This is a genomic window from Neolewinella agarilytica, assembly GCF_900110645.1.
GTDB classification, from domain to species: domain Bacteria; phylum Bacteroidota; class Bacteroidia; order Chitinophagales; family Saprospiraceae; genus Neolewinella; species Neolewinella agarilytica.
The window spans coordinates 100,917-123,617 of sequence record NZ_FOFB01000003.1 but is presented as its reverse complement, the minus strand read 5'-3'; the positions used below and the strand labels follow the sequence as shown (position 1 = coordinate 123,617).

Annotated in this window: 20 protein-coding genes and 1 tRNA gene; 11 read left to right on the top strand and 10 right to left on the bottom strand. The window is 52.0% G+C overall.

The features are described 5' to 3' along the window. Positions 1 to 4 precede the first annotated feature (4 nt). Positions 5 to 1,126 carry a Zn-dependent alcohol dehydrogenase gene (locus tag BM123_RS04005; RefSeq protein ID WP_090165773.1) on the bottom strand — a complete coding sequence of 374 codons (1,122 nt, stop codon included), beginning with the start codon at positions 1,124 to 1,126 and terminating at the stop codon, positions 5 to 7. A gap of 310 nt (positions 1,127 to 1,436) precedes the next feature. Further along, positions 1,437 to 2,495, bottom strand: a complete 1,059-nt coding sequence (locus BM123_RS04000; protein WP_090165539.1) for a Fic family protein — start codon at positions 2,493 to 2,495, stop codon at positions 1,437 to 1,439. A 134-nt stretch (positions 2,496 to 2,629) separates the two neighbouring features. On the opposite strand from BM123_RS04000, the gene BM123_RS03995 reads away from it, so the two are divergent. From BM123_RS03995 to BM123_RS03975, 5 genes are all read left to right on the top strand, one after another. After that, complete coding sequence (locus tag BM123_RS03995; protein WP_090165537.1) at positions 2,630 to 3,646, top strand: metal ABC transporter solute-binding protein, Zn/Mn family; 1,017 nt, start codon at positions 2,630 to 2,632, stop codon at positions 3,644 to 3,646. Between the two features lie 195 nt (positions 3,647 to 3,841). Further along, entirely contained in the window at positions 3,842 to 5,569 is a 1,728-nt protein-coding gene (locus BM123_RS03990) for a GMC oxidoreductase (RefSeq protein ID WP_090165535.1), read from the top strand. Positions 5,570 to 5,678: 109 nt separating this feature from the next. Next, the gene (locus BM123_RS03985) at positions 5,679 to 6,320 is read left to right on the top strand and encodes a gluconate 2-dehydrogenase subunit 3 family protein (RefSeq protein ID WP_090165533.1); all 642 of its coding nucleotides are present in this window, start codon (positions 5,679 to 5,681) and stop codon (positions 6,318 to 6,320) included. A gap of 192 nt (positions 6,321 to 6,512) precedes the next feature. Next, positions 6,513 to 7,778, top strand: a complete 1,266-nt coding sequence (locus BM123_RS03980) for an aminotransferase class V-fold PLP-dependent enzyme (protein ID WP_090165531.1) — start codon at positions 6,513 to 6,515, stop codon at positions 7,776 to 7,778. Between the two features lie 96 nt (positions 7,779 to 7,874). Beyond that, complete coding sequence (locus BM123_RS03975; RefSeq protein ID WP_090165529.1) at positions 7,875 to 9,590, top strand: GMC oxidoreductase; 1,716 nt, start codon at positions 7,875 to 7,877, stop codon at positions 9,588 to 9,590. On the opposite strand, the gene BM123_RS03970 is transcribed toward BM123_RS03975, so the two are convergent. From BM123_RS03970 to BM123_RS03960, 3 genes are all read right to left on the bottom strand, one after another. Then, positions 9,591 to 11,075 carry a D-alanyl-D-alanine carboxypeptidase gene (locus BM123_RS03970; RefSeq protein WP_175489242.1) on the bottom strand — a complete coding sequence of 495 codons (1,485 nt, stop codon included), beginning with the start codon at positions 11,073 to 11,075 and terminating at the stop codon, positions 9,591 to 9,593. 171 nt (positions 11,076 to 11,246) lie between these two features. After that, positions 11,247 to 11,990: a response regulator transcription factor gene (locus BM123_RS03965; protein ID WP_090165526.1), complete on the bottom strand. Its 744-nt coding sequence runs from the start codon at positions 11,988 to 11,990 to the stop codon at positions 11,247 to 11,249. A 33-nt stretch (positions 11,991 to 12,023) separates the two neighbouring features. Beyond that, positions 12,024 to 13,448 (bottom strand): sensor histidine kinase, encoded by a 1,425-nt coding sequence (locus BM123_RS03960; RefSeq protein ID WP_090165525.1) that lies wholly within the window; start codon positions 13,446 to 13,448, stop codon positions 12,024 to 12,026. 218 nt (positions 13,449 to 13,666) lie between these two features. Between BM123_RS03960 and BM123_RS03955 the strand changes: the two genes are divergently transcribed. After that, complete coding sequence (locus BM123_RS03955) at positions 13,667 to 14,401, top strand: RDD family protein (protein WP_090165524.1); 735 nt, start codon at positions 13,667 to 13,669, stop codon at positions 14,399 to 14,401. 5 nt (positions 14,402 to 14,406) lie between these two features. Next, on the top strand, positions 14,407 to 15,168 hold the full coding sequence (locus BM123_RS03950) for a sulfite exporter TauE/SafE family protein (RefSeq protein WP_090165523.1): 762 nt from the start codon (positions 14,407 to 14,409) through the stop codon (positions 15,166 to 15,168). Here BM123_RS03950 and BM123_RS03945 read toward each other — a convergent pair. Next, a complete protein-coding gene (locus BM123_RS03945; RefSeq protein WP_090165522.1) occupies positions 15,165 to 16,079 on the bottom strand; it encodes a PfkB family carbohydrate kinase in 915 nt (304 codons plus the stop codon). The genes BM123_RS03950 and BM123_RS03945 overlap by 4 nt on opposite strands. A gap of 92 nt (positions 16,080 to 16,171) precedes the next feature. Continuing rightward, a tRNA-Asn gene (locus BM123_RS03940) sits at positions 16,172 to 16,245 on the bottom strand. A 151-nt stretch (positions 16,246 to 16,396) separates the two neighbouring features. Here BM123_RS03940 and pnuC point away from each other — a divergent pair. The 4 genes from pnuC to BM123_RS03920 all read left to right on the top strand — a co-directional run bounded on the left by pnuC (position 16,397) and on the right by BM123_RS03920 (position 19,383). After that, positions 16,397 to 17,065: a nicotinamide riboside transporter PnuC gene (gene pnuC / locus BM123_RS03935; RefSeq protein ID WP_090165521.1), complete on the top strand. Its 669-nt coding sequence runs from the start codon at positions 16,397 to 16,399 to the stop codon at positions 17,063 to 17,065. Positions 17,066 to 17,086: 21 nt separating this feature from the next. Next, positions 17,087 to 18,151 (top strand): AI-2E family transporter, encoded by a 1,065-nt coding sequence (locus BM123_RS03930; RefSeq protein WP_090165520.1) that lies wholly within the window; start codon positions 17,087 to 17,089, stop codon positions 18,149 to 18,151. Between the two features lie 62 nt (positions 18,152 to 18,213). Beyond that, positions 18,214 to 18,663: a cytochrome B gene (locus tag BM123_RS03925; RefSeq protein ID WP_090165519.1), complete on the top strand. Its 450-nt coding sequence runs from the start codon at positions 18,214 to 18,216 to the stop codon at positions 18,661 to 18,663. 12 nt (positions 18,664 to 18,675) lie between these two features. Further along, the gene (locus tag BM123_RS03920) at positions 18,676 to 19,383 is read left to right on the top strand and encodes a class I SAM-dependent DNA methyltransferase (protein ID WP_090165518.1); all 708 of its coding nucleotides are present in this window, start codon (positions 18,676 to 18,678) and stop codon (positions 19,381 to 19,383) included. A 127-nt stretch (positions 19,384 to 19,510) separates the two neighbouring features. Here the strand turns inward: BM123_RS03920 and BM123_RS24160 are convergent, their stop codons facing one another. The 3 genes from BM123_RS24160 to BM123_RS03910 form a co-directional block, all read right to left on the bottom strand. Continuing rightward, a complete protein-coding gene (locus BM123_RS24160) occupies positions 19,511 to 19,678 on the bottom strand; it encodes a hypothetical protein (RefSeq protein ID WP_175489241.1) in 168 nt (55 codons plus the stop codon). A 440-nt stretch (positions 19,679 to 20,118) separates the two neighbouring features. Further along, positions 20,119 to 21,657: a hydroxymethylglutaryl-CoA synthase family protein gene (locus BM123_RS03915; protein WP_090165517.1), complete on the bottom strand. Its 1,539-nt coding sequence runs from the start codon at positions 21,655 to 21,657 to the stop codon at positions 20,119 to 20,121. A gap of 121 nt (positions 21,658 to 21,778) precedes the next feature. Continuing rightward, the gene (locus BM123_RS03910; RefSeq protein WP_090165516.1) at positions 21,779 to 22,633 is read right to left on the bottom strand and encodes an alpha/beta fold hydrolase; all 855 of its coding nucleotides are present in this window, start codon (positions 22,631 to 22,633) and stop codon (positions 21,779 to 21,781) included. Between the last annotated feature and the right edge of the window lie 68 nt (positions 22,634 to 22,701).

Below are 22,701 nucleotides of genomic sequence, written 5' to 3'. Positions count from 1 at the left end.
AGTTTTAAAAAGTTATCACTCCCTTAGCATTCTTCCCCGACAGCATATCATCAAGTGCCTGCTGTAAGTCCTGCAAAGGGTAAATGTTAGTGATCATTTCCTCCAACAACAGTTCTCTATTGGCAAACCAGCGGAGCAGGCGCGGAAAATCTCGCTGCGGACGGCACTTCCCGTAAAGCGGGTTAAGGTAGATTTTATCCCATTCGAAGAGGTTCATATCAATGGTAATCTCCTGTTCTATGCCGCTAACCTGTACGGCCGTTCCGGCATTACGAATCATCGCCAGCGGGGCCGCGCCCAGCGCGGGAATGGCCGTACACTCAAAGGCATAATCAGCGCCTCGCCCTGCGGTCATTGCTTTCACCTGCTCAGCGGCGCGCAGCAACCCCGTGTCGTCCCGATCTGCCAGCAGCGTATCCGTTGCTCCGAATTGGCGGGCCATCTCGAGCCGGGCCGGATTGATGTCAACAGCGATGATTTTGTCAACACCCGCAATCTTCAATCCCTGAATCACATTTAACCCCACCCCTCCGGTACCCAAGACGGCGGCAGACTCTCCGGGCTGTACATCAATGACGTTTACGACCGAGCCAACTCCGGTCATTACACCGCAGCTGATGATACTGGCGGCGGGGGCAGAAATATCTTCCTCACCAATTTTCACCAGCGCGGAAGCTTTTACCAGGGCATATTCTGAAAGGGTACCCAGATTAAAGGAGCGCTCGATGGACTGTCCACGCCAGCGCGTACCTTCCAGGTGAGCGTGGCCCGGAGTAAAGCCGTTGCCCCCAGCCACCACCGGGGAGTTATTCTCACAGATGTGTTCGTTCCCGCGTTCGCACTGAAAACAGTCATAGCAAGGAGTAGCCCAATTCAGGATTACCCGGTCTCCGGGCTTAAAGCCGTCAACACCTTCGCCAATGGCAAACACTATGCCCGAGCCTTCGTGTCCCATCACAATGGGTTTACCCCAGCTGAGGGAATCATAATCGGTGTGGCACAGGCCTGCGGCCTGCATTTTCACCACTACCTCGCCCGCCGCTGGCGGGCTGACCTCCGTTAGCTCAATAGAAAAACCACCTTTACCATCCGCAATCGCCGTCAGGGCGCTAATCGTCTTTTCCATACCACAAGAATAAGTAAGCTCGAATTCATGCAAGGCCTCCATTGGTTAGAAAAGAGCCTGAAATCGTTATCTTACCTTGTGCGGTGTAATTAAAGCTGAGTAAGGGGTATACGCTGAGATTTTGGTCGCTGACTAGGTAAAAATGACGGTTTATACCTATAGAATCATGTATTGGGGCGACCAAGCGCAGGTCCAATGAAAGGGATAAAGGAGCAAAATTTACGCCCGGGGCGGATATTTCCCCTTTGGGGCTGTTAGTATTCAGCGGTCAGCATTCAGGCTTTACACAGGGAATACTGACCGCTGATTTCTACCGGGTATAGACCGTTCCCCGGCCCTTTCCGTGGCGTTTGAGGTAGCCGGCTTTGGTGAGCTGCGAGAGGTCGTTCTTCACCGTACTACGGCTTATTTCGGGCAGTAATTCGTCGATCTCCCTAACGGATAATTCGTCTTCCCGCTTGAAAAAGTCCAACACATTACGCATCCGCCGATTAAGGTATAGTGCCTGTGGCTCCTCCACAATCATCACCTCATCATCATCAAGCTTTTGGGTTAGTTTCTGCATCGTGTTGAGCATAAAAAATAACCAGCGACCAACCTCTTCCTCCTCTTTACCACGGTACCGCTGCGCCAACATCAGGGCTTTGTAGTACGCTTTCTTTTCGTCCTCGATGCGCTGCTCGATACTATGATAAAGCACAAATTCATAGCCTGCCTTTAGTAAAAGAAAATTGGTCAAAAGACGAGATAACCGCCCGTTGCCATCCTGAAAAGGATGGATGGTCAGGAACTCATAAACGAACGTAAACACAATGATCAGCGGGTGTCGGTTACCTTCTTCCAAAGAGCGGTCATACCACTCAACGGCTTTTCTCATCGCATCCGGTGTTTGCAGTACGCTTGTCGTATTAAAGATCGTTCGTTCGTTTCCTGCCTCATCAGTAGCAACGACTCGGTTACTCTGTTTTTTATAGTCGCCGCGATGATGGTTATCCTTGCTACTGAATCGCATGAGCTCGTTGTGCAGCCCTTTGATCAAGGTTTCGCTAAGCGTCAATTCCTCATACTGCTCCTGCAGGATATCCAGTACCCGATAGTATCCAGCCACCTCTTGCTGATCCCGGGAGACAAGCTGGGTGATGTCCATATTCTCAATCAGTCGGGCGACTTCTTCATCACTCAGGCTGGAGCCTTCTATCCTGGTGGAAGAACCAATACTCTGGATGGCAGCCAACTTTCTCAGGGACCGTAGTTGTTCCGGATCGAGCTGATCTCTTCGCTTCCAATTACGGTTGTACTTGTCAATCTTTTCGATTAAGCCTTTGATGGATGTCTGGGTGATGTAATCCAAACGCAGCAACCTATCCATAAGTATCCAATTTTATCCAATAACATCCAATTTTATCCAATAGTTTCAAATCTCCTCCTTTTAGGCTACGAGACTTTTCGACCTTGCCTCAGTTTACCACTCAACCCTTCCGCTCCGGGCGGTGTAGTAGCTATATGCGTAGTCTTATCACCCTGCTTTTCATCCTTCTGGTTTGCACCTGCGTCCGCGCCCAGGAAGACAAGGATGCCCGTCCACTCGTCGTTTGTTCAGCCAGCATTTTTGCTGACATGGCGGAAGTGATTTCCGGCGATCTCGTTCGCGTTGAATCCGTCGTCCCGATCGGTGGTGACCCACACATCTATGAGCCGACACCGGACGATGTCCGCCTTGTTTCTCAGGCAGACCTCGTACTCATCAATGGGCTCACCTTCGAGGGCTGGATGAACGAGCTGATCGCCAACAGCGGAACCCGGGCAAAAACCGTGACCATCACCGAAGGCATCGGCACCATCGAGAGTGAAGAATACGCCAATTCCAGCGATCCCCACGCCTGGATGACGGCCGCCAATGGCGTCCGCTACGCCGAAAATGTCCGCGATGCCCTCATTGAACTTGACCCCTTCAACAAAGAGGTATACGATTTCAACGCAGGCCTTTACATTCAACAACTGCAGGATCTCGACGCCGAAATTTTCCGTCAGATAGAGTCCATCCCTGCTGCCAGACGCATCCTCATCACCAGCCACGACGCCTTCCGCTATTTCGGCCGCTACTATGGTATTCAGGTCGAAGCGGCACTGGGTACCAGCACGGACGCAGAGGTACAAACCGACGATGTGAACCGACTTACGAACATCATCCGTAACTCCGGAGTGCCCGCCATTTTCGTAGAAACGACCATTAACCCAAAGCTGATCCGCCAGCTGGCTACCGACAACGACGTCATCATCGGTGGTAACCTTTACGCGGACTCCCTCGGTGAACCAGACAGTCCCGCTGGCACTTACTTGGGCATGCTCAAATACAACGTCCGCACCATTGTTGCTGCGCTACGTGGTGAAACCGGTGACGTGGGCGTTGGGCTCGGCCCCAGCTCGGCCCAGCAATGGTTGTTATTGAGCATCATCCTCGCCGTTATGGCCGGCGCCTTCGGTTTCATGGTCAACCGGTTGAATCGGGGGATTGCATAGAAACTCTTACTGATTGCGGGCAATAAAATTTGTCGGCTGGCCGAAATAAGTCGCCTCTACACACAATCTTTCGTTACCATTTAAATTTAAGTTTGGTAAATGCTGACCTCAGCGATTACCTCCAAACTTTATTTGTAAATTGTCGCCCCAAGCGACAAGCTTACCTAATTTTGATCAGCAAAGCACCAATCATATATGAAATTTAATTCTCAGGGTGACGAAGAAGTCACCTACGACGCCATAGTTGTCGGTACCGGCATCAGCGGCGGCTGGGCGGCCATGGAGTTATCCACCAAAGGGCTTAAAACACTCGTTCTGGAAAAAGGGCGAATGGTTAAGCACGTGATCGATTACGAAACGGCCAACCTGGACAATTGGGAACTCCCCAACAACAACCAAACCCCTCAGGACGAAATCGCCAAGCACTACCCTAAGCAAAACCGAACGGGGTATACCATTCGGGAGTCTCACAAGAAATGGTTCGTTAAGGATAGCGAACACCCCTACGATGACGAGAAGGCTCGCTTTGACTGGATGCGCGGCTACCACGTCGGTGGCCGTTCCATCATGTGGGGGCGCCACAGTTACCGCTGGAGCCAGATGGACTTTGAAGCCAACGCCCGCGACGGGCACGGCACCCCATGGCCCATCAACTACGACGAGATTGCTCCCTGGTATGATTATGTTGAGACTTTTGCCGGCATCAGCGGTGAGCTTCTGGGCTTACCCCAATTGCCCGACGGCAAATTCCTGCCCATGATGCCCCTCAATTGTGCCGAGGATCACCTTCGCAAAGGTGTAATGGATAAAATGGGCCGTGTCATTACCGCCGGCCGGGTAGCTCACCTGACCGCCTATGACCCCGCCGTGCACAAAGGCACGCGTGGTGCTTGCCAATACCGCAACCGCTGTATCCGGGGCTGTCCTTTTGGCGGTTACTTCAGCAGCCTGTCCTCCACCATTCCCGTAGCCGAGGCAACCGGAAATATGACCCTGCGGCCCAATAGTTCGGTCTACAGTCTGATCATGGACAAGGAAGCCGGCAAAGCTAAGGGTGTCCGTGTTCGCGACACGGAAACGGGCGAAGACCACGAATTCTACGCCAAGGTCATTTTCCTCTGTGCTTCCGCTATCCCTTCCAGCTTCATCGTGATGAACACGGAGCATGAAGAAGAAATGACCATGGACGTCAGCGGAGAGCTCGGTGGCAACATTATGGATCACCACTTCCGCGTCGGTGCCCGTGGCAAGCTGGATGAATACGGAGACAAGCACCACAAAGGGCGCAAGCCAAACGGTGTCTACATCCCACGCTACCAAAACCTGGGAGACAAAGCCAGTGCCAGCAAGGACTTCGTCCGCGGCTGGGGTTACCAGGGCGGCGGTAGCCGCACCAACTGGATGCGCGCCGTTCGGGAAATGAACGTTAAGGTAGGCCCTGGCATGAAGGAAGCTCTGATTGCCCCCGGCCCATGGCAGGTAGGCCTGACGGCTTTCGCTGAGGCACTGCCCGACACGAATAACCGCATGACCATCAACCGCGAGGTCACGGATAAGGACGGACTGCCCACGATAAGCTTCAACGCCAAGTGGACCTCTAATGCCTACGCCATGAAAGACCGGATGATGAACGATGCGGCAGAAATGCTCGAAGCGGCCGGCTTTAAAGATGTGAACACCTACGATGCACACTCTTATCCAGGCCTGGGCATCCATGAAATGGGGATGTCCCGCATGGGTTCCAGCAAGCGAAATTCCGTAGTGGACAAGCACAACCGCCTCTGGGCTGCGCCCAACGTTTACATGACTGATGGCGCCTTTATGGCCTCTGCAGCCTGCGTGAACCCTTCCTTAACCTATATGGCCTTTACCGCCCGCGCTGCGGATCACGCGGTGAGAGAGCTCAAAAAAATGAATATCTAGACGGGTGCAGGTTACAAGTTGCAGGTTGCAGGACAACCTCAACTTGAAACTTGCAACCTGCAACTAGTAACTTGTAACCTGCAACTCGCACCCTGCAACCTCTTATAAAATGAACAGACGAGAAATACTACGCTACGCAACCTACGCAACGGGTTTTGCGGTAAGCGCTCCCATAGCTTCTGCCTTTTTTACCAGCTGTAAGTCAGATCCGGAAATTAAGGATATGGGCTACGCCCCTGCGTTCTTCAGCGCGGCAGAATATGCCTACATCTCCAAGATGGCCGACACTATGTTACCTTCCGATGGCACCCCCGGAGCCGTTGAGGTCGGTGTCCCCCAAATGATCGACAAGATGATCGGTGAGGTTTACAACGAAGAAAACGCAGAAAAAACACGGAAAGGGCTGGCCAAACTGATGGAAAAGATGGACGCTGATAACCCCGGCGGCTTCTCTGCACTGGACAGTGACAAAGCCCTGATCTACCTTCAGGACCAAGACCTGCACTATAAGAGCTATAAAGCGCCGGAGGTCAAAATGTCTGGCGAAGACGTGCCACAGGAAGAAATAGACATGAAGGCGGAAGCAACCGCCCGCAACGCCTATTTCAGCCTTAAATCAATGATCATCAGCTCTTACTTCAACACCGAAGAAGTAGCGACAACTATGCTTGCCTACGACCCCGTTCCCGGAGAGTACATCCCTTGTGGAGACTTGCAGGAACTAACGGGCGGAAAAGCCTGGGCGCTGTAGCATAGTAATGCGAGTTTGATAGTAGTGATAGTATGATAGTAGCTGCCGCATGCCGGGAGCTACTATCATACTATCACTACTACCATTTACTATCAGACTAAAATAAGGGGCGCGGACGCGGGTGCAGAGGGGATTTTTTTAAAGCAATGGGTGGTGGGTTTTTCCGCCTGAACTCTTCATAACATTACGAATATGCTTAATCGCCGCAACTGGCTTCGTCAATCTGTTTTGGCTACCGCCGGAGCGGCCTTACTGGCTCCCGCAGGCCTGCAAGCGCTTAATGACCGACAAACAAGGCTCTACGAACAATTAGCCACTCCGGGAAGCGACGAAGCCTACTGGGAAATGGTGAAAAGCCAGTTCTCTTTCGCCCCGGGGCTTACCTATTTCAACAACGGATCTCTGGGCGCCTGCCCGGATCACGTAAGCCAGGCCACTAACGAATTCAGGAAGACTCTCGACGGTTTTCCTTCCAGATACATGTGGGGTGGCTGGGACGATGAAAAAGAAGCCGTTCGGGAGAAAGTGGCGGAAACGTTTGCCGTCTCACCGGAGACCATTGCACTGATCCACAACACTACAGAGGGGATGAACCTCATCGCCTCCAGCATGGAGTTGGAGGAAGGAGATGAAGTACTGCTCAGCAGCCACGAACACACCAGCGCCCGCGTGCCATGGAAATACTGGCAAGAGCGTAAGGGAGTAGTGCTGAAAGACGTAGAACTCCCCTTACTACCCAAGAGCCGCGAAGAAATTGTTGAACTCTTCCGGCAGGCCATTACCCCGAAAACAAAGGTCATTTCCATCGTCCACGTCACCAACACCAACGGTATGCGCTTACCCGTCCGGGAGATTTCGGACATGGCGCACGAGCGGGGCGTACTCGTTGCCGTAGACGGTGCCCAATCCATGGGAATGTTCCGGATTAACCTCGACGAGCTGGGCTGTGATTTTTTCACTTCCAGCAGTCACAAATGGCTGTTCTCCCCAAAGGGAATGGGCGTTTTTTACGCCCGGGAAGAAGCGCAGAAGTGGTTGAAGCCCCTCATCGTTTGCCGGGGTTGGGAAGATACCTCTATCCGACGGCTGGAAAACTACAACACCAGAAACTTACCCGAACTGCTCGGCCTGGGTGCTGCCCTGGATTTCCGGTCGCTGATCGGTCAGGAACGCATCGAACAGCGGATCTTCGAACTGAAGCATTATTTCAGGGAGTTGCTGAACAGCGATGACCGATTCGCGCTGAAAACGCCGGCTCCTGACGGCTTGTCAGCGGGCATACAAACCGTGGAGGTACTCGGCAAAAATGCCGCGGAGGTAAGGAAAGCTCTTTCCGACAACCACGGGATAGATTGCCGACCGATGACGGCCCACAGCATCAATGGCCTCCGGATTTCTCTGGCCATTTACTGTACAAAAGCGGATGTAGACCGATTAGTTAAAGCTTTAGCGGGTTAACCAATCGATTGCCTTGCTTTTGTCGGCCAACATTGCACCCTGCGTATGCGCAAAATGGCTACCTTATCCTCCAAACACAAGCATTAAAAAGCGATCATGAAATTCAATTCTCAAGGTAAAGACGAAGTCACCTACGACGCTATCGTTGTAGGCTCCGGTATCAGTGGCGGTTATGCAGCAATGGAACTCTGCCGAAAAGGCTATAAGGTACTTATGCTGGAGCGTGGACGAATGGTAAAGCACGGGGAATACCCGACGGCCAACCTCGACAGCTGGGATCTTGAATTTCAGGGCAAAGTGCCACGAGAGGAAATAGCAGCGCACTACTACAAGCAAAACCGCCTGAACTGGTGGGTCAACCAGGACAATAAACACTGGATCGTAAAGGATGATGAGCGGGACTATGGAGAAGATCAACGATTCGACTGGATCCGCGGCGAGCACGTCGGCGGGCGCTCCATCATGTGGGGCCGGCATTGCTACCGCTGGAGTGACCTTGACTTCGAGGCCAACATGAAAGACGGTATAGCCGTTGACTGGCCCGTGCGCTATAAAGACATTGCTCCCTGGTATACTTACGTTGAAAAGTTTGTTGGGGTACAGGGCAAAAAGGAAGGGCTGGCTCACGTCCCGGATGGAGAGTTTCTCCCACCCTTCGACCTCAACTGTGTCGAAGACCACTTCAAGAAATCGGTTGAGGCTAAGTGGCCGGTACGTCGGATTACGCCCGGACGGACGGCCAACCTGACCAAATACATCCCTGAGCTTCACCACGGCACCCGTGGTCAATGCCAGGCCCGTAACCGCTGCTGGCGGGGTTGTCCATACGGAGGCTACTTCAGCAGCCTGTCATCCACCATCCCCGTAGCGAACGACACGGGAAACCTGACGCTGATGGCTAACAGCATTGTGCACTCTGTTATCTATGATGATAAAACCCAGCGGGCTACCGGCGTAAACGTTATTGACGCAGAGACGATGGAGACCAGAGAGTACTTCGCTAAAATCGTTTTCCTTAACGCCAGCACCATTGGCTCCACGGCCATTTTGATGAACAGTAAGTCAGCGCGCTTCGCAGACGGACTGGGCAATGACAGTGGTGAACTGGGCCATAACATCATGGATCATCACTATGGCATGGGCGGCAGCGGTACTTACACCGGGCATAAAGACAAGTACTTCAGTGGGCGCAAGCCCAGCGGTGGCTTCTACATCCCCCGTTTCCGGAATATCGATAAGGCTACCGAACGCAAAGATTACATCCGTGGCTTCGGCTATCAGGGCGGAGCCGCCAGAGGGATGAACCTCAATGCTCCGCTAGGTGCAGGCTTCAAAGAAGCCATTACCAGCCCCGGAGACTGGACCATCCGGGCAACTTGTTTTGGAGAGCTACTCCCCTACCACGAGAATCGCTTTTATTTCCACGAAACGAAGAAAGACAAGTATGGCATCCCCATGCTGGTATTCGACGCCGGCCTGAAGGAGAACGAACGGAAGCTGCGCATCGACGGGGTGAACTGCCTGGAAGAAATGCTGCTTGCCGCCGGTTGCGAAAACGTACAAGTTCACAACCAACCTACTGCGCCAGGAGCCGCCATCCATGAGATGGGTACCGCCCGCATGGGTCGTGACCCTAAGACCAGCGTACTGAACAAATGGAACCAGGTACACGCCGTACCGAATGTTTTTGTCACCGATGGTTCCTTTATGACCAGCGCAGGCACGCAGAATCCTTCCATTACCTACATGGCCTTTACGGCACGAGCGGTAGACTTTTTAGACAAGGAAATGAAGCGGAACGGGACGATCTGATTACAGGTTCTCGTAGCACCAGCTCAGCGTCTTCTGCATTTCGGCGTAGTAATTTCGGTTACTGCCTACGAAGTTGTTGTGCATGAAGCTGAAGGCCAGCCACTTTCCTCTTTCGGTCTTCAGCAGGCCGCTAACGCAAACGACGCCGGATAGAGAGCCCGTCTTGGCCCATACGTATGCTTGCGGCTTATTATCAAAGCGGTTAGCCAGCGTGCCGGATACTCCGCCTTCGGAGAGGAGTGAAATGAGTCGGTCGCGGCCCACCTCCTGATCAAGCGCCATCACCACGCGGGCCATATGGCGAGGGGTAAGCAGATTATAGCGGCTGAGGCCGCTGCCATCTACCCAACGAATGTTTTCAACCCCGATGGCAGGCAGCAGGGTATCCTTAGCGAAACTCAGGAGGGCTTCTACATCAGGCTGAGCATACCGGCTGGCGGCCGCTTGCAGCAGTAATTGTTCCCCCAGGAAGTTGTCACTGTCTTGCAGCAGGCGGCGAAAAACGGTGTCAGGGAGAGAAGCTTCCAGCACATTGAGTGTGGATGCCGGTGGGTAGCTTTTTTGCCCGCTGCTCACCCGTAGTGCGGGGTAAGCGGCAGAGAGCTCATTACTCAGGAGAAAAGGAGAGAGGTGAAGCGGCCGCTCAATCGGGAAGCGGTCCGACTCATAAAAATCAGGCCCGACGGTAAAATCATTCCCGAACTCAGAGCGGCGGATGCGATCTTCCTGAGCAGGCACCTGGCGCATGGCGCCAGCGATTGACAGTGGCGCTCCCAGTAAGGACTGCCGGCCTTCTGCATCCGTAACCGAGAGGTCCAGAAAAAGGCGGTTACCGTAAAGCGGGAAAGCGGAACGTTCGTATACGTAGCTGTCATTGTAGTCGTCCCAGCTCCAGCCGGGGCCGTAGCGGGCCACTGATTCGTCTCCCGGGGGGAAGTTCAAAACCAATGGCTTTCGTTGGTTCAGCAGCCAGGGAGCGAGTTCGTCGTAGCCCGTGAAGGCAGGGTGTAAAGTCAGCGGATAACCGCTGCCCCAGGCTTCGATCCGGTCGGGAAACTCCTGATAGAATATGGCCGGCGTTCGATGCCCTAACAGACGGTTCGCCAGGTAAAAGGTGAGCAACTTTACGTTGCTGGCCGGCACGAAAAGGCGATCAGCGTTGTAACCGTGCAGGAAAGTCTGGTAATCAACATCATAGAGGCAGAAGCCGGTATGCCCCTGACCAAAGACTTCGTTGAACTCGATGAACTCCTGTAGTTGCCGGTGAGAGCGGGCATTCAGATCGGTTTGCCCCTGCACCTGCGGCCGCGCCCAGCATAAGCTTATCAGTAACAGCAAAGCGATCCGGAGCAATCCGGAGCTTTGGCCAACAGGTACTGCAAGCCTGAAAGCTGTCGCTGAAGTATAGCGAATGAGGGCGTGCTCATGGCACCACTTCTTACTGGCGGAAATCAAACGGTATTCTATCATTAGAATTGGTGGCATAAAAAAGCCGTCCCGATAGTGTCGAGACGGCCCATAAATCATAATCCCAAAAACTAAAATTCTTGCGCATCCGGGAGGATGCTTTTTCTTGATTGAAGTCCAAATGTAAAGAATTTTCGCTCAGCAAAGGGACAGAAACAAGACTTTTCTAATCTGTGTCAGACCATCGGTTTAGTTTTCTTCCATCTCGCTACGGACGAGAAGCTGGAAACCATTGCCGTGAATATTGACGATCTCGATATTCTCGTCTGGCTTAACGTACTTTCTTAGCTTGGTCACGAAAACGTCCATTGACCTGGCAGTGAAGTAGTTGTCTTCTCCCCAGATTTTAGTCAGGGCCTCGTTCCGACTAAGAATGTTGTTTTTATTAATGGCAAAAAGGCGAAGAAGTTGTGCTTCTTTCGGACTAAGTTTCTCCTTGGTCTTCTCCCCCTTATCGTTCGTATGCGTAAGGATGCGCAGCGGGAAGTTGAAATGAAACTGGCCGAACTCGAAGTCTGTCTGCTCTTCTTTGGGGTCCGCAGGCACCTGGCTGCGGCGCAGAATTACGTTCATCCGGGCCAGCAGTTCTTCGCTATTGAAGGGCTTGGTGATGTAATCATCAGCCCCGATCTGGAATCCATTGAGGATATCATCCTTCATAGCCTTCGCCGTCAGGAAAATGATGGGCGTCTGCTTATCACTTTCTCTAACCTTTTTGGCCAACTCAAAGCCACTGAGGCGCGGCATCATTACATCAAAGATGCAAACATCCCACTTACCCTGGCGGTAGGCTTCGAAACCTGCGAGACCGTCAGTAGCCAGGGTTACGTCGTAATCATGTACTTCAAGAAAGGAACGGAGAACGTCTCCGAAATTCTGATCGTCTTCGACCAGCAAAATTTTTGGGGCAACTGCCTGGGTAGCTTCGCTCATGGTGGGTCGGTTTTTTTGTCGTGTACGGGTTATTTAATCCTGGCGGTAGGGGAAAGTAACGATGAAACTGCTGCCCTTGCCTAATTCACTTTTTACGTTTATGGTTCCGTTGTGGGCTTCCGTAATGGTTTTCACATAGGACAAGCCCAGGCCAAAACCCTTCACGTCATGTCGATCTCCGGTATGCACACGATAGAAACGATCAAAAATGTTTTTTCGCGCCTCACGGGTCATTCCGAGACCATGATCCGTTACTGTAACCTCTACACCCTTGCTAACATTGCGTGTGGACACAATGATTTTTGGTGCATCGGGAGAATATTTATTGGCATTGTCCAGCAAATTATTCACCAAACTGGACAAATGCGTCATGTCTCCCTCCACAATGGCGGGCTCCGCCTGCAGCTTAGTTTCTACGGAACCGCCCCGGGGTTCCACCTGTAAAGAGATGTAAACAGCCGCATCCGTAACGACGTCATTCAGGTCGACAGCCGTAAGATTGAGGTTAAGTTTAGATTTATCGAGTTTTGCCATCTGCAAGACTTTCTCAACCTGATCGTTCATCCGTTTATTTTCCTGCTTAATGATGTTCGCAAAGCGTTTCACCTTCTCAGGATCGCCTGAAACGCGGGGGCTGACGATACTGTCCGTAGCCAGCGAGATGGTCGCAATCGGCGTTTTGAACTCGTGCGTCATGTTGTTGATGAAGTCCGTCTTCATTTCAGACAGTTTCTTCTGGAACAGGATTACGTAGATCGTATAGATGAAACACCCCAAAATGATGCCGACAAAGAGCAGGCTGGCCACCAGGTTGTACCAGATGGAGTTAAAGATGACCGTTTTCTTCTGGGGGCTGTAGGCCATCAGATAGCCGGGAGTGTCTACCTCCCCGGCAAATAGAGACACCCGAAAATTACTGTGTAGCAGGTCCAGGTGACGGGAAGTGTCCGCGCCGATCTCTGAAAGTCGACGGCCATTACGGATGATGAATTCTTTTTTTCGATTGTCGTATACACCATATTCGAGCGCTCCTTCCAGATTGGCGTTCTCAATTTCGTTCTGGAGCTTTTTTTCCAGGCTGCTCCGATCCACCCTTTCTACCAGATCTTTATTGTTGTACTGGTTTTCCAGGCGCAGCCGGTAAGAGTAAGGCTCGGGAATGAGGATACCGTTATTCCCCAACAATTTGGATCGCTGTATATCCCGGGTGAATTTGCCCGGCCCTAAGTTGATGTTAGACTCCGAAGAGTTAAAGCCGTTCGTCTGCAAATTAATTTCTGATGCTTCCTGCTGCTCCAGCTCCCGGGCAGCGTTCTTCAGCGCGTCCTGAACGGCTTCATCATAGCGTTGCTCGTTGACCTCCATACCCGTACGGATCATGTCCAATTGCAGCAAAATCACCCCCAAAACGGCGGTGACGATCAGGCCTATGATGAGGTATATGGTCTTTTGGCTCATGGGTTCTTTTAGCTTCGGCGGCCTGCTTCTCTTCAGGAGAATTACGCTTGCGAGGCTACATATTACGTCTTCCCCGGTAAAATAGTGCGAAAAACGGGATAAGTTTAATGGATTGGTAACGGTTACAGCCCATCAGAGCGTCTATTTAGGCTAAGTGTGGATATCACCTAAGCCAATCTTAAAAGAAGCATTCTAAAAAACCGCCTTACCTTTCCGAAATGGAATCCGTCACGATCCAAACCACCCAAAACGTTAGCATTGATTATTCTCTGGCCAAAACCGGGACACGGATAGGTAGTTTTTTTATTGACCTGATTTTCATGCTCGTCGTTTACTGGATTCTGGCAGCCTTATTGCTCAACATGATTTCCGGAGTTGACGAGACGGTACTGATCGCCTTCGGGCCACTCTTTACTTTTATCCTCTACTACTTCCTGATGGAGATGTTCAACCGCGGACAAACCATCGGGAAAAAAGTAGTCGGCATTAAGGTTATTCGCCTCGATGGTAAAGATCCTACACCAGCGGATTTTCTTGCTCGTGCTATTTTCCTCCTCCCTGACGTCATTCTCTCTTCCGGCATTCCTGCTGTTTTACTTATCTCCAGCGGACGGCATAAGCAAAGGCTTGGAGATATGGTGGCGGGCACGGTCGTCATACAATCGACGGTAAGCGCTGCTTTCACCCTGGAAGAGATTATGGGGATCCGCAACCGGGACGATCACGAGCCGGAGTTTCCCAACGTGCAACGGTTTACGGATGAAGACATGATGATCGTCAAGCAAACCCTTGCCCGCTCACAGCAGTACGGCAATACCGCTCATCGACAGGCTGTGCGGCAGCTGGCCGTCCGCCTGGCGGATCAGATGGAGATAGATAAAGCCGAAGTTAAATACTCGCCGGAAAAATTTCTTCAGGTGCTACTGCTTGACTATATCGTACTCACCCGATAGCTTATATGTTCTACCTCATTGCCCTGGTTGGGGCCATTCTTGCCGGAGCGGTCAATACACTATCCGGTAATGGTTCTGCCATTACCCTGACCATTTTAATGGAATTACTGGGCCTCCCGGCTAATGTAGCCAACGGTACCAACCGGCTTGGCGTATTGGGTAACGGCTTTGCCGCCAGCCTGGGCTTTCAGCGGGCGGGGCGCTTTACCGTAAAGAAAGAGGAAAGGGTGGAAATGACGCGGGTAGTGGTCATCACTACACTCGGCGCAGTTCTGGGAATTTACCTGAGCCTGATCATCTCCAACGAGGCGTATCGCGCGGTATTTCGTTACTTGCTCATTGTTATGCTGGTTGTTGTACTCGTTAAACCGAAGCGCTGGCTCGTAGCTCCCGAGGGGCGCCCTACCCTACCGCAATGGTTAAGCATTCCGCTATACTTTGCGCTTGGCATTTATGGCGGATTTATCCAGATGGGTATGGGCGTTTTTTTCCTGGCCATCATGGTGCTCGTTGCTCGCTACGAGATCATTCAGGCCAATGTTATCAAAGCACTCGTCGTCACTGCTTACACCCTGATTGCCGTTGCCATTTTCTCCTGGCGGGGTCTCATTGATTGGCCCATCGGGCTGTTGATGGCTGCCGGGCAGATGATCGGTGGTTACCTGACGGCACGCTTCGCCGCTCAGCACCCGAAAGCGGGGCTATACGCTTACCGCTTACTGATCATCGTTATCATTGCCGCTATCGTAAAAGCTTTCTTTCTTTAGAACTTCACCTCAATCAGATCAACAAACTGCTGGATGCGCGCATCAATTTGCGCCTTGTCCAGGTTTTGCATCCGTCGGGTGCCAAAGTCTTCCACGACGAAACTGGCCATAGCCGAGCCGTAGATGATGGCGCGCTTGAGGTTCTCAAAGCTGGTGTCATCCGTAGCCGCCAGATAGCCCATCAGGCCTCCTGCGAAAGTGTCACCAGCACCGGTTGGATCTACAACGGTAGGCAGCAATAGTGCCGGTGCGCTGAAGACCTTGTCTCCGTCAAACAGCAAAGCACCATGCTCTCCTTTCTTAATGATAAGAATGCGGGGGCCCATATCGACGATCTTGGCTGCGGCCTTCAGCAGGCTCAGCTCTCCGCTAAGCTGACGGGCTTCCTCGTCGTTGATCACCAGCACGTCGATCCGCTTCAAAACGGCTTTGAGCTCCTCCATGGCAATATCCATCCAGAAGTTCATGGTGTCCAGCGCAATCAGCTTCGGCTTACTCTCCATTTGATCGATAACCTGCATCTGCACCTGTGGGCTCAGGTTACCGAGCATTACGTAGTCGGTATTGCGGTAGCTGGCGGGCAGTGTTGGGTTGAAGTCAGCCAGCACATTGAGCTGGGTCTCGAGGGTATCCCGCCCCATCATATCGTCGTGGTAACGACCGGCCCAGAAGAAGGACTTTCCGTCGGGCACCACTTCCACTCCTTCCAGGTCTGCTCCCCGTTTTTTCAGATCCTCCAGAAAGGCCTGGTTGTAATCTCCTCCGATGATAGATACCAGTTGAACGGGCTGAGCGAAATGCGTGGCAGCCATGGCAATGTAAGTGCAGCTGCCTGCTTCAATCATGCGTACTTCACCGTAAGGAGTGAATACGTCGTCGTAGGCAATGGTTCCGATGGAAAGAAGACTCATGAGTAAGGAGATAAAGGAGGAAAAGAAAGAAGGGGCAAAAGGATAAGAAACAAAAAAAGCCGAGCACGAAGATTCGTACTCGACTTTTTAGGCGCCTCAGAAAGGGCTCGAACCTTTGACCTACGGATTAACAGTCCGCCGCTCTAACCAACTGAGCTACTGAGGCAATTTTCGCGAAGCGGCTGCAAATGTACATCCGGTTCTGATAATTCGCAATAGTAGCGCAACTTTTTTTTTCGGCGCGGACGCAGGTGCAGGTTTTTTTCTTGAAAAGCAAGGGAAAAAACTCCGCCTTAAGCGTAGTAACTTGCCCTCCGATGGACGCGTTAACCGATCAACTTCTTTCCGCCTCGTTTCTTGACTGGCTGGCGATACTCACTTCTTTGTTATACGTTTGGCTCGCTGCCAAAGACAACAACTGGTGTTGGCTCTTTGCCGCCATCAGCACCTCCGTCTGGGCCTGGCAATCTTTTTTCGAATATCAACTGGTGTCAGACGGGTTGCTACAGGTTTTTTATTTCATCATGGCGGGTGTTGGTCTATGGCGCTGGACCCGTGGACAACCAAACACCCCGGCTACTTCAGCAGATACTGTTCCGGGCACAACATCCATGCCATCCACGGAGGACACCAGTATTCAATCCATGTCTTTCAACGAACACCTGTTTGTCATTGGCGGCGGGCTGTTGGGCGGGCTAGCCCTGGGTTTTCTTTTCAGCAACACGCTCGTTGCTGCGGCCACTTATCCGGACGCCATCACGACGGTCTTCAGTATCATCACCACTTTCCTGCTCATTAGTCGTCGACTGGAAAACTGGCTTTACTGGATCGTAATCGATGCGGTATACGTCTGGATTTATGGCAGCACGGGAGCTATTCTCTTCGCCCTGATGATGCTAATCAACATTGGGATGGCCGTTTACGGCTACCTCAATTGGCGGAAAGAGCAGTCAAAACCGAACACCTCTGTTACCTCCGGGGTTTGAAGTTTTAACATTCACTACTCCATGCAAATAGCTCAACCTTCCAAACTATCCGTAGCTGTTCTACAGTTAGCTCTCCTCATTGGAATTATCGTGGTGCTTTACTTCGGTCAGAGCCTGCTGCTTCCTTTAGTAGTTGCGGCCCTGTTGGCCATGGTGTTAAATCCTCTACACGAAAAGTTTCTGGACTGGGGATGGCCCAACGGCCTGTCCATCGCCGGAGCTGTGGGCGTACTTTTATTATTCTTTGCCGGTCTTTTCGCTGCAATCGGCCAACAGGCCGCAAGCTTTGCGGACAACTGGCCGGAAACGAAAGAACGCATCAGTACCCAGGTATCCTCCCTCCGGAAAGAGTATAGACTGGAAAGCATTTTGCCCAAGGTCCCCGTTATCGAGGAAAGCAAAAAAGGTGCCGCCAGTACGCAATCAGAAACAGGGTCCATGCCCGTTAGTGGCGGTGGTATTATGGGCTTTATCAGTAGTACCTTCGGTATTCTGGGCGACTTCTTTCTGATGCTCATCTACGTCATCTTGCTTTTATCCCAAAAAGATCGCCTGAGAGAATTTGTACTCAGGGTGGCCCCCGATGAGAAGCGGGGTCTCACGCACCAGACGCTGAATGAAAGCCGGGACATCGTGCAGAATTATTTGCGTGGCTATATGATTCTCATCGGCGTCCTGTCGGTTCTATACTCCGTTGGGTTTCTCATCTCCGGGCTTGACTACGCCATTCTGGTAGCCGTTCTGGCTGCGACGCTGAGCCTTATCCCCTATCTCGGCAACATTATCGGTGGTTTATTTGCTCTTGCACTGGCCTATTCCAGTGGCGGAGACATCTCGGCTGTTTACGGAGTGCTCATCACCATGGGGCTGGCCCAGCTACTGGAAAATTATGTGATAACGCCAATGGTTATTGGAGACGAAGTGGACCTTAATCCGCTGGTCACCATCATTTGTGTAGTGGGCATGAGTATCCTGTGGGGGCCGGTAGGTGCCATTGTGGCGATTCCCATATTTGCTATCCTCCGGATCATCTGTAGCCACGTTGACGGCTTGCGGGACTACGCCTACCTCCTCGGTCAGAAATAAGCCCTTCTGTTGTTTCCGGGGGTTGTTTACTACCTTGCGGGCAGTCAAAGCAAAACACACAGATGGATATTCTTTACACTGCCATTCAACATGCTCACTCCGGCCTTCGCTGGCTTGTTCTCGGCCTGCTCCTCGCGGCCATTATTAAATCTGCCGGCAAGCGCCGTGGAGGTAGTGTTTACCCCGGGAAGGATAAGCTCGCACTCTTCGGTATGATCTCCGTACACATCCAGCTCCTTCTTGGCCTGGTGCTGTACCTCTGGCTGAGCCCGAAATTCAATTTTGACGGCAACCTGATGAAGAACCCCGTTGCCCGTTTTTACGGGGTAGAACACCTGATCGGGATGCTCGCCGCCATTATCGTTATCACCATTGGCCACGCAAAAGCCAAGCGGCAGGCAGAACTCAATAAAGGTTGGAAAACCATCAGCACCTGGTACCTGATCGGATTGATTCTGATTCTTATTTCTATCCCCTGGCCTTTCCGCAACCTGGGCGCCGGCTGGTTCTAAACCCACCGGAAAATGTCTACGGACGAATACGGACAAGCGACCGCCCTGCACTACGGTGCCTGGCGGCCGCCACTGCATTCCTGCATACTGGCAACTGGTATTGCGGCAGGAGAATGGTTCCAGCGGGGCCTGGACCTGGGCTGTGGCACCGGGCATTCGACCCACGCCTTAGCGAAGTATTGTTCCGAAGTAGTGGGTATTGACCCTGGCGAAGAGATGGTCTCCCGGGCAATGCCCCGGGAAAAAGTTTCTTTTAGCTCACAAGCACTCTCTTCCCTTGAAGGCAAGCCGGCTTTTGATGTAGTTACCTTCGCCGGTTCTCTGCATTACATTGATTCTCTTCAGGTGATCGATGAGCTAAGACCGCTACTCAATACAGGAGCCACGCTCATCGCCTATGACTTTGAAGTCAGGCTGGATAACTATTTCCACTGCCTGGGCTATACGCCCGGGCACTCTGATTACAACCACCAGGCAGGGTTTGAGCGGGAAGACCTCCTAAAAATAAAATGCGTCACCAGAGGAATGAGCTTCCGCGCCAGCGCGGAGCAGCTGGCTCATCTGTTACTCTCTTTGCGGGACTTCCGGGAATGGGCTAAAGAGGCTTTCCAGAGCGAAACGCCTCATGCCTCTCTCAGCCTAAGACTTAGTCAACTCTGTAGTGGCAAACATGAACTTTCGGCCAGGACTTACCTGACCCGCTATGCTATCAACGATTAAAAGCTTGCACCTGCGGTCCCGCGCCCGGATGTCGCGTGATGATTAACACCACCGCCGGGAAACAGCCCGCAAACCACGCGGTTTTACATCAGATCGCAGGCCTTTCTATATCTGGTCGAATTCACTACTAACGATCGTGCGGACGGTCAATTATTTCCTGATTCTCGCGCTTGCCGGCTACATCCGCCAAACCCGTCATCTCCAGAAAAACCGTGAGCAGGATTATACCCAAAATGACGTAGAGCAATAGTTTGAACTTAGAAGTAGGCTTAGCCCCTGCGGGATGGTCAGACATGATTGCTTAGTTGTAATTATTTTTTTTGCCAGAGCAAAATTCAGGTCCGCAATCTACAATGAACCTTGGACAACCTTGTCCGGCAGCCTGGTATAAAAAAGGGAAGCACAAAAAGCGATCACAAAATATAATCAATAAGTTTACAAAATCATATTTATTGAAAACAATTCACTTATAGTTGCAACATATTGATTCTTTAATTATCTTTGTCAGGTCGAACGGAAATCGTTAAACGACTGTGATAAACACCTGAAACCTAAAGATTTTTCACTTTTTTGCGACCCTATTTTACCGGAGCCGGGGCTGATTGCCCCGGCTTTTCCTTTTGTTTTAGTCAATAAGCCCGTTTAAACTTTTCGTTCGCGACCTTATCCAAGCCCTGATTTCCCCTGACTTCGTAGCGGCCAGCTCAGAGCACGAAGTACTGCCCAGCAAAAAGTTTAAGCGGGTTCAATACGAGCGCTGGCGTAACCATAATGGCGGGCCCCTTCTGATTCGTTTCTTTCTTCGTGTATGTCGGCCAGGAAGAAGCTTCCTTCATCATGAGAAGCGACGTTCTCTGCTGCAGTACAGCGGTGCAGTTTTTCGTAGGTCTCATAGCTGATTCCCTCCCGATTATCCAGGCGTCGCTCCAGGTCAAAAGCGCTGGCGACCGTTCGCCATTCCGGCTGAAGAGTAGCCCCGAAGACCTTAGACTTTGAGCCGCTGCCGTAAGCGAAGACACAAATAGACTTTCCATCCCCGGTTTCTTCCAGGTGCAGGGCTTTTTCCAGCGTAGCCATCAGGCTCAGAAAGACACTGCCGGCATAAAGGTTCCCCACTCGCGAGCTGGCCCATTCGCCCGGAGCGATGCGTTCCTTCACGAATTGACGGTATTCTTCTGTTTTGGACACCAGCCTCAGAAATTCCCCACATTTAGTGATGTATTCCTCACGATCTTCATAGTTATCAGCACAGGGCACATCGAGCTGATTACGGTCAACGAAGTCGATCCACTGGCCATTGGCCTTCAGTTCTTCCATATAGATTTCGGAGAACATCCTCCGTGCCTGGAAGGCATAGGGGAGGTGAAAGACGAGGTAGTCGAAGTCTTGCAACAGCTCACCGGCTTTATGACCGCTACGACGCCGGTAGTCCGTCAGTGCTTCCCGGATTCGGGCCTGGTAAGACTCGTTGCTGTAGGGGCCGTCAAAAACGGGAGTGTTCTTATGAATCAGAAGGTGGGACTCATTACAGTCGAGCACCCCGTTTACGGTAAGTCCATTCGCCAGCTGGGCTTCCAGCTGATCGAGGTTCATATCTTCGGCGGAGACGTCGGGCAACAGGCCGATGACCTCTTTGATGATTTCGCGTTTGCTGACTTTACGGTGTGGCTTAAAGAAATCGTGCGCGGGCCGGGTGGCGACTCCGAAATCGGGATCGATGGCCAATAAGCGAGGATTTTGCTTAACGAGCATCGCAACTGCCCCGGCGCCCTGGGTATACTCGCCGGTACTGGCCATTTCGTATTTAGCTTCATCGCTGGCGACAACGATTCCGATGCGGTCGGCCTTTGCCGCAGCCCATTCAAGGGTATTCTGGAGAGCATCAACCCCACCGATGCAGGCGAAGGTGAGATCCACCACATCACAGTGCAGGAAACAGTTACCGCCGTAGGTATCTGCGAAGTGGTCTTTGAGCATGTCCAGCACATAGGTTGCCGTTGGCTTTGCTCCGTCGAGTGCACTTTCTGTACCGAGGTAAATGCGACCGATAGTTCGGGGGTCCAGATCGTTTTTATGGATGAGGTCGAGCACGGCATTTGCCGCCATGGTGGCGGCATCTTCACGGGTATCCGCTACGGCCATTTGCTCCAGGCCGAGGCCTTTGTTGAGTTTAGCGTAGTTCAATTCCCGGGCTACGGCCAGGTCTTCAATGGATAGGAATAACTGGGGGATGTAGACGGAAAAATCGTCAATGCCGACGGTAGGTGAGTGCATGTACTAGGATTATGTGACGCGAGAGAAACAGGTCCTGCTTCAATCTGTTCAGCCATAACGCCTATAATCACCAGGGATTTTACGGAACCTAAGAGGTTTTACCACCCATCTCAGGCGCTGCCTAATCAAACTGCTTTAGGTATTCCACTACCATTGCCGGCACGAGGTCTCCGGTCAGGCTATGGCCACAGCCACGGGTAGAGACCAGCTTAGAGCCACGCCAGTTTTCGTGCATTTTCTGGGCACCGGAGAAGGGGGCAACGTCGTCTTCCTCATCGTGAATGATCAGGCCGGGAACGGTAACTTCCTTGACAAATTCCGTAAAACGGATATCCGCAAAGCGGTGCTCCAGTTTCCGGTTGAGGCGGTGTTCGATACCATATTTAACCCGATCGTTAGCCCCTACCAGCTCACAAAACTTATCGATAAAGTTTTCGATTTCGCCAGGCACAGCCATACTGACAATGCGCTTGGGCTCGAAGGAATACCCGAGGCGCGAGCAGTAATAGATGGCGGCCATGCCTCCACCCGAGTGACCAATCCAGTAATCCTGAGCGAAACCTATTTTCTTAAAGTAGGCATCCAGGATTTCGCAGTAAACGAAGACACTAAATTTTTTTCCACCGCTTTTACCATGTGCGGGTGCATCGAGCGCATAGATATTGTAACCTGCCTCCCGTAGAGGTTCGAACAGGGCGAACCAACGGGCCGTAGAGCTTTCCCAGCCGTGAAGCAACAAAACGGAAGGGCCATCTCCGGGCCAATGATAGGTATGGATGTCCATACCGTTGAGGCGGAGAGTAGCCTGATCAGCGTCTTCGAGAAAAACTTCAATGGCGGGGTCTTCCTCCAGGCGCCGGGGGTGCGAGAGCAGGTAATAACCAATGCGGCCCGCGCCACGTCGGGTCATCCGGGCGGTTCCATTGAGCAGGCGGCGCAGGCCGCCGATCATCAACTTCTCTTTGTCTATAGCCATATACAAAGGTGGTTAAGGTCAGCTGCAGATCAGGAAGGCGTGAACCTGGTCTGATCAAAAAAAAGACG